Annotated in this window: 16 protein-coding genes; 7 read left to right on the top strand and 9 right to left on the bottom strand. The window is 55.0% G+C overall.

Annotation, left to right across the window (positions count from 1 at the left end):
• Positions 1–107 precede the first annotated feature (107 nt).
• The 5 genes from JNM42_RS19145 to JNM42_RS19125 all read right to left on the bottom strand — a co-directional run bounded on the left by JNM42_RS19145 (position 108) and on the right by JNM42_RS19125 (position 3,931).
• Positions 108–1,808: a cbb3-type cytochrome c oxidase subunit I gene (locus tag JNM42_RS19145; RefSeq protein WP_294274142.1), complete on the bottom strand. Its 1,701-nt coding sequence runs from the start codon at positions 1,806–1,808 to the stop codon at positions 108–110.
• A 13-nt stretch (positions 1,809–1,821) separates the two neighbouring features.
• Positions 1,822–2,370 carry a hypothetical protein gene (locus JNM42_RS19140; protein WP_294274139.1) on the bottom strand — a complete coding sequence of 183 codons (549 nt, stop codon included), beginning with the start codon at positions 2,368–2,370 and terminating at the stop codon, positions 1,822–1,824.
• A gap of 28 nt (positions 2,371–2,398) precedes the next feature.
• Positions 2,399–2,548: a hypothetical protein gene (locus tag JNM42_RS19135; protein ID WP_186412471.1), complete on the bottom strand. Its 150-nt coding sequence runs from the start codon at positions 2,546–2,548 to the stop codon at positions 2,399–2,401.
• Between the two features lie 434 nt (positions 2,549–2,982).
• Positions 2,983–3,408, bottom strand: coding sequence for a hemerythrin domain-containing protein (locus JNM42_RS19130; protein WP_294274133.1), 426 nt, complete (start codon positions 3,406–3,408; stop codon positions 2,983–2,985).
• A gap of 61 nt (positions 3,409–3,469) precedes the next feature.
• Positions 3,470–3,931 (bottom strand): Rrf2 family transcriptional regulator, encoded by a 462-nt coding sequence (locus JNM42_RS19125; protein ID WP_294274131.1) that lies wholly within the window; start codon positions 3,929–3,931, stop codon positions 3,470–3,472.
• Between the two features lie 131 nt (positions 3,932–4,062).
• Here JNM42_RS19125 and ccoG point away from each other — a divergent pair, with 131 nt between their 5' ends.
• From ccoG to JNM42_RS19100, 5 genes are all read left to right on the top strand, one after another.
• Positions 4,063–5,469, top strand: coding sequence for a cytochrome c oxidase accessory protein CcoG (gene ccoG / locus JNM42_RS19120; RefSeq protein ID WP_294274128.1), 1,407 nt, complete (start codon positions 4,063–4,065; stop codon positions 5,467–5,469).
• Positions 5,470–5,518: 49 nt separating this feature from the next.
• Positions 5,519–6,712: an NnrS family protein gene (locus JNM42_RS19115; RefSeq protein WP_294274125.1), complete on the top strand. Its 1,194-nt coding sequence runs from the start codon at positions 5,519–5,521 to the stop codon at positions 6,710–6,712.
• Positions 6,713–6,746: 34 nt separating this feature from the next.
• On the top strand, positions 6,747–6,908 hold the full coding sequence (locus JNM42_RS19110; RefSeq protein WP_294274121.1) for a DUF3079 domain-containing protein: 162 nt from the start codon (positions 6,747–6,749) through the stop codon (positions 6,906–6,908).
• Positions 6,909–7,197: 289 nt separating this feature from the next.
• On the top strand, positions 7,198–8,247 hold the full coding sequence (locus tag JNM42_RS19105; protein ID WP_294274118.1) for a COX15/CtaA family protein: 1,050 nt from the start codon (positions 7,198–7,200) through the stop codon (positions 8,245–8,247).
• A 92-nt stretch (positions 8,248–8,339) separates the two neighbouring features.
• Entirely contained in the window at positions 8,340–9,224 is an 885-nt protein-coding gene (locus tag JNM42_RS19100; protein ID WP_294274115.1) for a COX15/CtaA family protein, read from the top strand.
• A gap of 25 nt (positions 9,225–9,249) precedes the next feature.
• Here the strand turns inward: JNM42_RS19100 and JNM42_RS19095 are convergent, their stop codons facing one another.
• The 4 genes from JNM42_RS19095 to cobA form a co-directional block, all read right to left on the bottom strand.
• On the bottom strand, positions 9,250–9,720 hold the full coding sequence (locus JNM42_RS19095) for a copper chaperone PCu(A)C (RefSeq protein ID WP_294274112.1): 471 nt from the start codon (positions 9,718–9,720) through the stop codon (positions 9,250–9,252).
• A 68-nt stretch (positions 9,721–9,788) separates the two neighbouring features.
• Positions 9,789–10,211 (bottom strand): DUF1318 domain-containing protein, encoded by a 423-nt coding sequence (locus tag JNM42_RS19090; RefSeq protein ID WP_294274107.1) that lies wholly within the window; start codon positions 10,209–10,211, stop codon positions 9,789–9,791.
• Positions 10,212–10,229: 18 nt separating this feature from the next.
• Complete coding sequence (locus JNM42_RS19085) at positions 10,230–10,811, bottom strand: SCO family protein (protein WP_294274104.1); 582 nt, start codon at positions 10,809–10,811, stop codon at positions 10,230–10,232.
• Between the two features lie 203 nt (positions 10,812–11,014).
• Complete coding sequence (gene cobA, locus JNM42_RS19080; protein WP_294274101.1) at positions 11,015–11,812, bottom strand: uroporphyrinogen-III C-methyltransferase; 798 nt, start codon at positions 11,810–11,812, stop codon at positions 11,015–11,017.
• Positions 11,813–12,154: 342 nt separating this feature from the next.
• Here cobA and JNM42_RS19075 point away from each other — a divergent pair, with 342 nt between their 5' ends.
• Both JNM42_RS19075 and JNM42_RS19070 read left to right on the top strand, forming a co-directional pair.
• On the top strand, positions 12,155–12,442 hold the full coding sequence (locus JNM42_RS19075; protein ID WP_294274145.1) for a cytochrome c: 288 nt from the start codon (positions 12,155–12,157) through the stop codon (positions 12,440–12,442).
• Between the two features lie 117 nt (positions 12,443–12,559).
• A partial coding sequence (locus JNM42_RS19070) for a radical SAM protein (RefSeq protein WP_294274098.1) occupies positions 12,560–13,459 on the top strand: 900 nt, incomplete at its 3' end.

The following is a 13,459-nucleotide window of genomic DNA, read 5'->3' as shown; positions in this document are numbered from 1 at the left end:
CGCTCAAGGAAAATTCATTGAGGGGGAAACTTGCTTGAATCGAGCCTGACTGTCAAGCTCGATTGAAGCCGGCCCCCACGCCACTGGCGTGGGGGAATCCTACCGGTTTAACTCAACAACCAGACTTCGGACAGGTATTTCCAGTTAACGAAGTAGTAGAGAACGAAGGTAACCAGCAGTAACAGTGCCAGTACCACCGTGCCAGGTACGGCAACGTGGTCGTCCTTGTCCGTATGCGCTGTAGCCGAAGCGGCAGTGGTATTCGACGGGATCGGCGTTGGTTTGTCTGTAACCTTGCCGCCATCGAGCTTCTTGCCGAACAACAGAGAACCCACGACGAGCACGATCCACAGTGCGCCACCGACCACGGCAATGACACCGAAGACGCCGGTCAGACCCATCATCAGATAGGCTGCGCCCGGCCATTCATACTGGAACGGAGCACCGGAGAAGGCCATGTCCCAGTGCCGGCGGGAAACGCCGAGCGTGCCTGCTCCCATCATGACAAGGCCGAGAATCGACATGCTGATGCCGTAAAGGTAGGGCTGAATCTGGCACAGCTTGGGCAAAATCATTTCACGCCGGAACAGGGTGGGAACCAGGATGTAGGTAATTGACATGAAGGCAAGCGTGGTACCGACGACAACTGTCGTGTGGAAGTGGCCCGGAACGTAGAAGGTGTTGTGCATCAGCATGTTGATCTGCTCGGTGCCCAAAACGACGCCGGAAATACCGCCGAGGAAACCGAAGCCGACCAGTGAAATGAACATGCCGGAGAAGGCCGGGTTGCCCCAAGGGGCTTTGCGCAGCCACTCGAAAAGTCCATTGGTGTAGCCCTTCTTGCGCTGTGCCGCCTCGATGGCGCCAGGCACGGTAAACCCGTGGATCATCGATGCCATGACCGCGAAGTACATGAAGTAGGACGTGTTCAGCACCTTCCATTCAGCGCTCATTCCCGGGTCGGACAGCAGGTGGTGCGCACTGGCCAGTTGCAGGAAGAGGATGTAGAGCAGGAACGCGAAGCGCGATACTTTTTCCGACAGGGGCTTGGCGCCGAAAATTACAGCCGCCGTCAGGTACCAGATGGAAACGTGTGCGGCCACATTAATCTGCTGTGAAGAGTGCCCCAGCCCCCACCACACCATGCGGTACAACTGGGCGTCGATTTCCTTGATCCAGCCCATCGACCAGAAGAAGGTCGGGATCAGGATGGCCGCGCCAGACAAAATGGTGAAGGTGGCAATGATCGCGGCAGTCATGGCGCCGAAGGTGACCAGCGGCAAGGAACCCTGGTAGGTCTTGTCTTTCTTGGCGACGACCAGCGTGGCAAAGAAAATGCCGGTACCAATCAAGGCACCCACCGCAACCAGGATGATGCCGAGGTAGAAGTGCGGCGCCGCCTGCATGGGCACATAGGAGGTGAACATCACGCTCGATCCGCCCTGGAAGATGGCGACGTTGCAAACGATGCCGCCGATGACCATCAGCCAGAAGCTAAGCCAGGCCAGTTTGGGTGTCGCCAGTCGACAGCGAAGCAGTGTGGAAGAGGCAAAGAAAAGAACCGCCATCTCGAAATGCAGAATCCACAGGATGATCATGTCGATGCCGTGGGCGGTGAGAATCAGGTAAAACTCGTCGGCTGGCAGCAGCTTGATCGCTGGCCAGCGGGTGAGAATCACGAGCAGCGCGGTAATGCCGCCGACGAGCAGCCAGAGTACGCCGGCCACAGCATGCCAACGCATCAATTTTTCGGCGTTGTTTTCAAATTGCAGCCCGGAGCTCGGACAGGTACGGTAAGTTGTTGCCATCGAAGTGCTCCCCTTATTTCACGTAGATGCGGCCAAGCATGGTGTGGTGCCCAATGCCGCAGTATTCGTTGCAGACGATGGCATAGGTGCCCGACTTGGTCGGCGTCATTCTGACCACATGCTCATAGCCTGGAATAACCTGAATGTTGATATTCACCGGTTGTAGCGAGAAGCCATGCAGGTAATCCATCGAGGAGAGGTGAATCTTGTAGGTCTGCCCCTTTTCCAGTTCCAAAATCGGGTACCAGTTCCACAGTCGGGCGATCAGGAAGCCTTCGCCGCCGGGCGGGATTTTAACGACCGGTATTTGCTGACCGTTAAGGTCAGTTTCGGTGCGAACGGTGTTTTCGGCGATGAACTTCTCAGCCTTGGCAGCGAACATCTCCGGCGTGGTTCTATAGACCTCGTTCGATAGGTTCTGTTTACCGAAAACGTGCCAATAGACCATCATCACGAACATGATCATGCCCCATACAAACGCGATACCAATCCAAGCCCATTCGACCTTGTCGATGGGTTGTTTCCACCAGAGCCGATCTGACGGCGGCAGAATTGCACTCATTTGATTCTCCCAGAGATGACTGAACGACTTACTTGGCTAACGGGACGTTCATGATGTCGATGATGCCCCACAAAATGTAGAGAAGCCCGGGTGAGGCAACACCCAGAAACAGGAGCAAGAAAGTGTTATCCAGAAGCTTCTGCATGAACGGGACATCGTCATCGTTGTTTTCGGCCATGTTCCTACCCTCCATCATGATTGGCGCGTACAGCGCACGATTGGCTTTTTAGGTACAGCAAATCTATTCCTCGCGCGGAGAAAATAGACTACCTATATAAGGATACTTCTTTTCGCAGTACTGTGATTTGATCCAAGTCAAAAACTTGATAAGCCATTAAGTAATTTATCTGACCTGCAAAAGTCCCGAGAACTGCTTGAATGCAAGACACCCGATACGATCTACTGAGCCGGTCTGCCGCCAGAGAGAATCGCGGCATGATACCCGGGTTACCCACCTGACCGCTCGCCTCCCGCTTGATAAACCAGCGGGCGGCAGCCCCGTAGATAACCCTACAACCGCAGGGATCCACTTATCTCCGTGGAAATTATGTCCAACTGAACGGTGCCAGTTCTGCCATGCCTTCCGCTCCGTATCAAGTTTCATTGGGATATTCATTCGCAGTCAAATAGCGCTTCCAGAACGACAAACATTTCGCGCTCTTCAAAACGCACATGGGACGTCAGGAGTTCTGCAAACCCAAGCAACGTCATGGCGTCAGGTTGCCGTAATTGAACGGAAAGACGGCGAAGCTCCTTGTGATCGCATTCAACCCGTGTCACGAGTTTGTCTTCACCGGCTGTAAGCAGGAAATGCAGCAAGGTGTTTTCCTCAACGACAAAATGAGGATCAAGCTCAGCGTAAAACGCAGCGAGGCAAGCTGCTGCCCCCTCTTTTATCTGTATTTGATCCCCCGACATTGCAGCGCGTTTGGCTCTCAGCGCCAACTGCAACGCACCGTGGTGCTCGCGGGAAAGATCCTGCAATTTTTGATGTCGCTTCATGTCGGTTGTTTCATCTTCAATAATGCGTGGACGCAAGACATTCGAGAATACGGTTGTGAAATCATCCAGTGTTTAACCATAACTCGCCCAACTGGATTTAATCCCTAAGATGCACCTGAGGCGTTCTTTCTCTCCAACGAATAGCCTTTAGGTGGTCGTGCGGTTTTTCCAGTAGATCGGCCAGCGTGTAGTCATCAAACACCAGGAACATGGCGCTTAATGCCTCGCCGAGAATACTCTTCAAACGGCAGGCGGGCTCAATGCGACAAGCGGATTTCTGCGCGAAGCACTCGGCCATCGCTATATCGCCCTCGGTCTGTCGGATCACATCCCCCAGTACCATTTCCTTTGGCGCCCTGGCTAGACGGATGCCCCCGCCTTTGCCGCGAACAGTCTCAATATACCCGCTGCGCCCGAGCTGATGCACCACTTTCATCAGGTGGTTTTCAGAGATCTCATGGGCTGCGGCAATCTCGGCAATTGTCGCCAGACGCTCCGATTGCACTCCCAGATACATCAGAACGCGCAGGTTGTAATCGGTAAAGGTGCTAAGTCGCATGGCGCCCCTATAAGATTCATAAATAATATTGCTTATGTGATGGATGCTTGGTAGCATGAAGGAATAAACAATTTATATCTTATTGCAAATTTACAGCGCAATCCATTTATATCGTAGCGTCCGGTAACAAAATGCCGAAGCAGTCAGTCTCCAGGAAAGTCATCCAGATCAAGCCGGTCATCGATTCAGAGGCCAAGGTTTATCCGCGTTCAATCAGCGGCCTGTTTGCGCGCTGGCGTTGGGCTTTCGTCTGGCTGACCCAGATCGTTTTCTACGGCCTGTGCTGGCTGCCCTGGCACGGTCGGCAAGCCATCCTGCTCGATATCGACAAGCGCAAGTTCTACTTCTTTGATCTCGTGCTGTGGCCGCAGGACACGATCTATCTGGTTCTCTTAATGGTTCTGGGGGCGCTCGCTCTGTTCTTGTTTACCGCGGTGGCGGGTCGCCTGTGGTGTGGATATACCTGCCCGCAAACCGTCTACACGGAAATCTTCCTGTGGTTCGAAAAAGTAATCGAAGGCGAGCGGCCGCAACGTATCAAGCTCGATGCTGCCCCATGGACACTTCACAAGCTGAAGGTCAAGGTAGCCAAGCACGCCACGTGGATTCTGTTTTCGTTCTGGACTGGGTTTACCTTCGTCGGCTATTTCACCCCGATTCGCGATCTTGCTCAGGACTTCTTATCCCTGTCGCCTGAGGCCTGGTCGGCTTTCTGGGTTGGCTTCTACGCCTTGGCTACCTACGGCAATGCCGGTTTCCTGCGTGAACAGATGTGTCGCCAGATCTGTCCTTACGCACGCTTTCAGTTTGTAATGTTTGACCCCGATACCTTGATCATCGCCTACGACACCGCGCGAGGTGAGTCGCGCGGTGCACGCTCAAAAGGCGTCGATCCACAATCACAGGGGCTGGGTGATTGCGTCGACTGTGGCATTTGCGTCCAGGTCTGTCCAACCGGCATCGACATCCGTAACGGTTTACAGAATGAGTGCATTGGTTGTGCGGCTTGTATTGATGCCTGCGATATGGTGATGGACAAGATGGATTATCCGCGTGGCCTGATCCGCTACTCGACTGAGAATGCTGTAAATAAGCGCTACACACCTATAGACATCGTACGAAGGGCTTTCCGGCCACGAGTGATTATTTACAGCGCCATTCTGTTGCTGCTCACCGGGCTTACGGCCTGGTCACTGGCGACGCGGATCCCACTGAAAGTCAATCTATTGAAGGATCACAACACGCTATCACGCGAAGCTGACAACGGCAGTATCGAAAATACCTACCAACTGAAAATCCTGAACACGGGAGACCAAACGCGGACCTTCCGCATCAGCATCACCGGCATTGAAGGTATCCGACTGGGAAGCAACGATGAAATCACAGTAACTGGCGGTGGTATCGGCAATCAGACTGTCGTTGTCATCGCCGACCCGGACTCGGCCAAATCAGGTTCCCTTCCGATCAAATTTAGTGTTGAGGATGTAAAGGAACCTGCTGTTGCAGTCACTGAGATATCGAAATTCTGGATGCCTTAACGGGAAAAATTTGCCACAAACCCAATGAAAAGAATTGTCAGGCTCCAATATGAACGAACCACTTCATCAACCCACAAAACCTGAATATCCAGTGGAAACTCCGGGCTTCGCGTTATGGAATTTGGGGTTTCGCCCGTTTTACCTGCTGGCGAGCCTTTTCAGCGCCTTCAGCGTGTTGCTCTGGGCCGCACAATTCTCAGGATTAATTCCCGAGTATCTGCCGGGTCCGATTTGGCATGGCCACGAGATGATCTTCGGCTACACGACTGCGGTCATCGCCGGCTTTCTGCTGACGGCCGTGCGTGCGTGGACAAATCAGCCCACCCCAAGCGGTGTGCCATTGATGGCGTTGGCTGCACTCTGGGTCGGCGGCAGGATTTTGGTGCTGACGCCCTGGTTTCTGGCGGCAACTCTGGTCAACGCGGCATTTCCTGTCGCAGTGGCGGTGGCTATCGCCATTCCGTTACTGCGAGCGCGCAATACTCGCAATTACTTTTTTGTGGGATTGCTGGTGCTGATGAGTGCGCTAATCGTAACCGTGCATCTGGCTTTGCGGGGAAGCTTTGAACTGTCGCCACGTCTGGGATTGCAACTGGCGCTGGACGTGATCTTGTTCATCATGGTGGTCATTGGTGGCCGCGTGATCCCGATGTTTACCAATAACGGTATTCCAGGCACCAATGCAATGCGCCACCCGTGGGTGGAAAGAATAGCCTTGGGGACCGTAATCCTGTTATTCGTAGCAGATTTTCTGCAACTGCCACAGGCCGTCATCGCCATGGTCGCGCTGATCAGCGCACTGGCTCATGGTTGGCGCCTGTTTCTGTGGAAATCGTGGCGCACCTTGGCTACGCCGCTGGTGTGGGTGCTTCATGCCGCTTATGCGTGGATTGTCGTGTATCTCCTGCTTCGTGGCCTTACTGCACTGGACCTTCTGACGGGGTCGTTTGCTGCTCATGCATTGACGGTCGGCGCGATTGGCGGATTGACGCTGGGCATGATGACCCGAACGGCCCGCGGGCACACCGGGCGACCTCTGGTAGCCGATGGTTTTGAGATTGCAATGTTTCTGCTGATACAAGCTGCGGCGATTATTCGCGTCTTCGGCGGCATCGCGTCGCCTGGCCTTTATATGGCAAGTATTGAACTATCAGGGTTGCTGTGGTTCGTGGCGTTTGGTCTTTATATAGTGCGGTACTGGCCGGTACTGGCTCGTCCTCGGCTAGACGGCAAGCCAGGATAACCGTTAAAGACCCCTCGTTTTAAAAGGTACTGAAATGGCAAAAAAAATTCCATTGAATCCAAGATATCCAGAACGAATTTGTTGGGGGTGTGATAAGTATTGTTCGGCGGATTCACTAAATTGCGGAAATGGTTCTGGACGTACTCAGCACCCATCTGAGCTGATCGGCGAAGACTGGTATAAGTGGGGCGATTGAAACATAGAGGATCCTGCGGCAGTTGAATCCGAAAATGATAATTATTCAAAGACAATTCTTGATCGCCTGAACAATTTCGGATAACAGAAATTGAACAATAGATGATTCTTCATCAGGGCATATCCGCCCTGTCGAACATTGATTTTCCTGAGAGGGTGAAATGATCGTACGACCCGATCGGCGATTCGTACGGGTCTATAACTGATCAGAAGTCAGAAGGTTGGGGAACATCGCACTAGCGAATAATCCTATAATTACCGGGTTTGCATTTTTCCCCTGGAGTTGAACTATGGTCAGAGACGACCGGCGACAGCTTGCCCTGTGGTTGTTTATCTGTAGCGCCATGGTTTTTGCCATTCTTGTGGTTGGCGGGGTCACGCGGCTTACACATTCCGGGCTGTCGATCGTTGAGTGGCAGCCCATCGTCGGTGTGGTTCCACCACTGAATCAGGCCGAATGGGTTGAGACCTTCGAGAAATACAAGAAAACGCCCGAGTATCAGAAAGTCAATCACCAGATGGCGCTTGACGAGTTCAAGGGAATATTCTTCTGGGAATACTGGCATCGAGTACTGGGACGGCTGATCGGGGCCGTCTTTCTCCTGCCTTTCCTCTACTTCTGGTGGCGCCGAAAGATCGCCCCCGCCCTGATACCCAGACTGCTGGGCATTTTTTTGCTTGGCGGGCTACAAGGAGCGATGGGCTGGTACATGGTCAAGAGCGGTTTGGTGGATGATCCTCGGGTAAGCCAGTTTCGCCTGACTGCCCATTTGTCGCTGGCCTTCCTGCTTTTCATCTCAATGATGTGGGTGGCACTTGATTTGCTGGTGTCTCGACAGCGCGAAACAGCAAGTGCCGCATTAAGAAAACTGCAGCGTAACGGGTTTCTGCTGGCCGTCCTAACCTTCTACACGGTCATTACCGGTGGCTTTGTGGCGGGAATACGAGCCGGCAAGGCCTACAACACCTTTCCGCTGATGAATGGCCACGTTCTTCCGCCGGAAAGCTTCATCATTGATCCGTGGTACCTCAATTTCTTCAACAATATGGCGCTGGTTCAGTTTGATCACCGTCTGGGTGCGTGGTTGCTGGCCTTCCTGGTGCCATGGTTTTTTGTACAGGTCAGAGCCGCCGACGTTTCAAGCAGGGCACGGCTGGCCGCCACCTTGTTGCTCGTGGCCTTGGCCATCCAGATATCGCTTGGCATTGCGACGCTTTTGCTGGCGGTTCCTGTGGCCCTGGGCGCTGCACATCAGGGCGGCTCGATGCTCGTTTTTGCTGCCCTGATCTGGCTTAATCACGAGTTGCGCGTTGCGCGTACGCCGCTCGCTACCACCTGATGGGTGCCGTTGATGGGCGTTTGAGGCATATCAGGCTCATCGCGCTGTGCTTGACCGGCTTGACCCTGATAGTGGTGGTGGTGAGTGCCTGCATGCGTCTCGAAGACGCCGGCCTGGGCTGTGCCGATTGGCCAAAGTGTTACGCTCAGATGCTGTCCCGTGAACCGCAAGTGCTTCATTTTGGTCTGGTCAGGATACTGCACCGCATTAGCGCTTCGGCTTCTCTTTTCCTGGCCTGCTTTCGTGTCTGGCGCTGCCTGCGGCCACAGCCGATTCAGCCCGCTTGTACACAGGCCTTGCTGCTATTGATGCTGATGCTGCTATTGGCGGTTCTTGGCTTCTGGAGTTCCGATCCTCGGCTATCGCTGGTCGGTTTTCTCAATATCATGGGCGGACTCGGCTTGGTCAATTTGTCCTTGCGGGTGGTTTTATCCACTGACAGACCTCCTGAAATGGGAAAGGCCGGGCCTGAGAGCGTGATCCTGCGCCTCGGGGTCGTGTCACTTTCTCTGGCCGTAATGCTGGGGGCATGGATGGGAGCCAGCTACGCCGCCCTTGCCTGTTCCACCCTGCCCGGCTGCAATGGTGTGTGGTGGCCGTCGGCAGCAGGCTGGGAGGCACTGAATCCATGGGTCAGGCTGACGGCCGCACCGATGCCCGATGACGCTGGTGGCGTAGCACTTCATCTGCTGCATCGTTATCTGGCGCTCGCTGCTGTCCTGCTCCTTGGCGTGGTCAGTCTGCAGGCCTTCAGACAAGGCGAAACGAGGGCGGCAGCCTCGGTAGTGCTGATCTTGCTGCTTGTTGTATTCGGGTTGGGTGGGTTGACGGTTAGCAGCGGACTCAACCTGTGGTTGGTGGTCAGCCACGGCGCATCTACGGCGGTGCTGCTGGCCGCAGTGGTCACCTTGCAGCGACAGCTACGCTCAAGGCAAGGACACGATGGCTATCCCGCCTTGAACCCTGACGCGCGTTGAATGAATGCGCGGGTACCGAAGCGAATTAGTGCTTCATGTGCTCGCTCGACATTGGCGCAGCAGTCAAGTCACGAACTTCACCCTTGACTTCGATGGTTTCCTTTTTCTTGTCCTTGCCCTCGACGGTCAGGATCAGAGGCACGGATTCTCCTGCTTTGAGCGCCTGTTTCAGATCCATCAGCATGACGTGATAGCCCCCGGGGGCAAGTTTGACCGGCTTACCGGCGGGTAGCTCCAGGCGAGAGATGGCACGCATCTGCATGACACCGTCCGCCATTTTCATTTCGTGGATTTCCGTAACGCCAGCGACCGGGCTGGAAGCACCCACGAGCGTAGCACCAGATTTGCTGGTGACTTCCATAAAAGCGCCCGTAGCCTTCTGGCCGGTGACCGTACCACGAACCCAGACGGCCTTGACATCAATATCGGATGACATTGCCGCACCGGACATCATGGTAAGCAGGGTCGTTAGCACTACTGTTCGAACTGTTTTCATGCGATTTTCCTCCAGAGTAAATACTGTGTAGTCCTTGTTGTGCCCGTTGCCTGTCGGATTTGATCAGGTCAGGGTTTCTTGCTCCAGTTGCCATTGGCATCTTCAATCCACCAACCTGAGTGAAACTGATCCTTCCAGCGTTTTACCTGGGCTGCTCGGGCAGCGGATTGGGCCTCTTTACCCCCATGCGCTTCGGCAAGGGCAAAAATCAGGGAGTTGCGATCGGGATTTTCCTGGTCGATCAGTTTTTCTGCAATTTGTCGTTGCACCAGTGTCAGCCGGCTGCCGTCGTGCATTTTTACCATACCGTCGTAACCGAGGCCGATCACGCCCGCTTCATAGAAGCGAACCAGTCTTGAAGAACGTTGTGTCAATGTGTGCCTGGCGACCATCACCGGCGGGGTGCCGACATCCAGATTGATTTCGTCGCTGGTCGGTGCAGCGAAGGCAAGTTGCGAAACAAGTATGAGTAAAACAATAAAGCATTTCATGAAGAGTCTCCTGGACAGCTATTTTCCGGCAAGTAAAAGTTTCACATCGGCAGCGACATTACCTGGCATTTCGCCATGGCGGATCAGGAGCCGGAGTCGGCCCTGTGGGTCAAAAACATAGCTGCCGGTGGAGTGGTCAATACTGTAACTGTCCGGAGTTGTTCCCGCCTGCTTGCTGTAAAACACCCTGAATTCCTTGGCCAGTTTGGCTGTGGCTGCCTCGTCGCCACGCAGCCCGAGAAAACTGGGATGGAATGCAGGTACGTATTGAGCCAGCAATTCTGCGCTGTCACGCGCAGGGTCAAGGGTGATGAACAATACCTGTACCCGGCTGGCATCCTCGCCGATAAGGCCGAGTGCGTCACGCACAGAGGCGAGTGTGGTCGGGCAAACATCCGGGCACTGGGTATAACCGAAGAACACCAGCACCACCTTGCCGCGAAAGTCCGCCAGACGGCGCGGTGCTCCGTTGTGATCGGTGAGCGCGAAGTCCTTGCCCCAGTCGGCACCAGAAATGTCGGTTGATTTAAAGCCTGGAGGCTCGGAGCAAGCGGTCAGCAGCAAGGTGAAGCACAGGATCAGGGCAGATAGTGTTTTCATAATGATAAAAAGGACAGGTATTTCAAAAACAAGGAGCCGAGTATCCTTGAGCGCACCACCCCGGTCAATGTCAGATTTTCACTTAGCATCCCGGAGTCAAATGGGATCCCCTCATTTCTCGCATCCATATTGGCGAGCATTTCCCTGATTTGCATGGGAATCCCCACACTAACTCCAGCTCCTTGGTGGCAGGGAGTGTGCTGCTAATCGCGACTGACCTGGTCGGCGGAGATAGCCTTCGGGAAAAACCAAGCCAGTTTCTTCTGCAGGCTGACTACCTTACCGACGATGATCAGCGCCGGCGAGCTTATTCCAGATTCTTTCACCCTGGCAGCTAGAGTGCCTAGATCGGCAACAAGCACCTGCTGGCGATTGGATGTGCCGTTCTGGACAACAGCGGCCGGCTGAGTTGCCGGCAAGCCGTGCGCGATCATCTGGCGGCAGATTTCACTGATGCCGCCAATCCCCATGTAGAAGACCACCGTCTGATTTGGCCGCGCCAGAGCCGGCCAGTCAAGATTGACCGTGCCATCCCTGAGGTGACCGGTGACGAATACCACAACCTGGGCATGATCACGATGGGTTAGCGGGATGCCGGCATAGGCGGCGCAACCGGCGGCGGCAGTCACACCGGGGACGACTTCGAAGGGGATACCGAACTCGAACAGCGTTTCAATTTCCTCGCCACCGCGCCCGAAAATAAACGGGTCTCCACCCTTCAGCCGGACCACGTTCTTGCCTTCACGCGCCAGCCGCACGAGCAGCAGGTTGAGTTCCTCCTGCGGAACCGTATGCTTCGAAGTTTCCTTGCCGACATAGATTTTATCAGCGCCAGCGCGTACCAGATCAAGGACGCCATCAGCGATCAGATGATCATAGACGACGGCGTCGGCTTCGCCGATCAGTCGGGCGGCGCGCAGGGTCAGCAAGTCGAGGGCCCCAGGGCCGCTGCCGACCAGATAAACGGTGCCCGTGCGTGACGAGGGCTGAGTCTGGCTCATGGTTTTTGGATGTCTTGGTTGCGGTGCAAGCATAGTAGTTGGACTCTGGCACTCGATCAATGCCTTACACTGTAAAAACAAGCGGATGAAAAATAGTTGATTTGTGTCAAAGAATTTGACAGGCGCTCAAGTCAGTGTGCGATCAGAGTGACTTTTTGCCAGGGTCACCTTGCCAGAAGTTCAATGCGTGTCATCGATGGGTGCATAAACGTGAAATACCATCCTTTGGGTACCGATTCGCTTATAACATCCTGCAGCCCCCCTTGTCAGGGATTTGCAGGCCAGCGTGAAAAAGCTGCCGGCTCCTTGTCCCTCAGGACGATACTGATTCTTGCCAGCGCACTGACCCTGCCCTGCGTCTCTCACGCAGCGCCGCCTTTACCAGAGCGCCAGCATGAACTCATACACCTGGTCCGCCAGGACTGCGGTTCCTGCCACGGCATGACGCTAAAGGGTGGACTCGGCCCGTCGCTGAAGCCCGATGCACTTGGCGACAAGCCGCCGGAGGCGCTGGTCGCCACCATTTACAGCGGTCGGCCCGGTACGCCGATGCCGCCTTGGCATCGCTTCCTCACCGAAGACGAGGCCAGGTGGGTAGTCGAGCAGTTGCTTAATGGTTTTCCCGAGTAGTTTTGACCTGAACCAAAGTTTTCTGCCAATATCCGGTGCATTCTCTCACTTGTGCCATTAATTTTTTTTCAAGAAGGCCGGCTGACGCCTGTTCCTCTGAAAACCGGAGCGTCTTTCATGTTTCGTGTCACCCAATTTTTGCAGGAACTGCGACAACCCACTCGGATCATGCCACGGCGCAACCCGCCGGGACCGGTGGTGATCTGGAATCTGGTGCGGCGCTGCAATCTCACCTGCAAGCACTGCTATTCGATTTCTGCAGACAAGGATTTTCCCGGCGAACTGACCACTGCCGAGGTCTTTCGCGTCATGGACGATCTTGAACGCGCGCGAGTGCCGGTGCTGATCCTGTCCGGCGGCGAGCCGCTGTTGCGCCCGGATATATACGACATCGCCCGCCACGCCAAGGACATGGGGTTCTACACGGCGCTGTCGTCCAATGGCACCCTGATCACGCCCGAGAACATCGAACGTATTGCCGAAGTCGACTTCGACTACGTTGGCGTTTCGCTCGACGGCATCGGTGCGACGCATGACCGTTTCCGCTGCCTGGAGGGCGCCTTCAAGCAGTCGCTGGCCGGGATCCGGCTGTGTCGCGATGCCAGGCTGAAGGTCGGCGTACGTTACACCATGACCCAGGACAACGCACAGGATTTGCCGGCGCTGCTGCAACTGGTCGAAGACGAAGGCATCGACCGTTTCTATTTCTCGCATCTCAATTACGCCGGTCGCGGCAACAAGCACCGTACCGACGATGCGCGCCACCAACTCACGCGATGGGCTATGGATCTGCTCTTCGATACCTGTTGGGCGGCGCTCGAAGCCGGCCGCCAGCCGGAATTCACTACGGGCAATAATGACGCTGATGGCGTTTATTTCCTGCTCTGGGTGCGCCGCCATTTTCCCGAACAGGCCGCACACATCGCTGGCAAGCTCACGCAGTGGGGCGGCAACGCCTCCGGCGTCAACGTGGCCAATATCGATAATCTGGGCAACGTGCACCCGGACACCATGTGG

This window comes from Propionivibrio sp. (genome assembly GCF_016790145.1).
In the GTDB taxonomy this organism is placed as follows: domain Bacteria; phylum Pseudomonadota; class Gammaproteobacteria; order Burkholderiales; family Rhodocyclaceae; genus Propionivibrio.
This window is presented reverse-complemented; position numbering and strand designations above follow the sequence as displayed.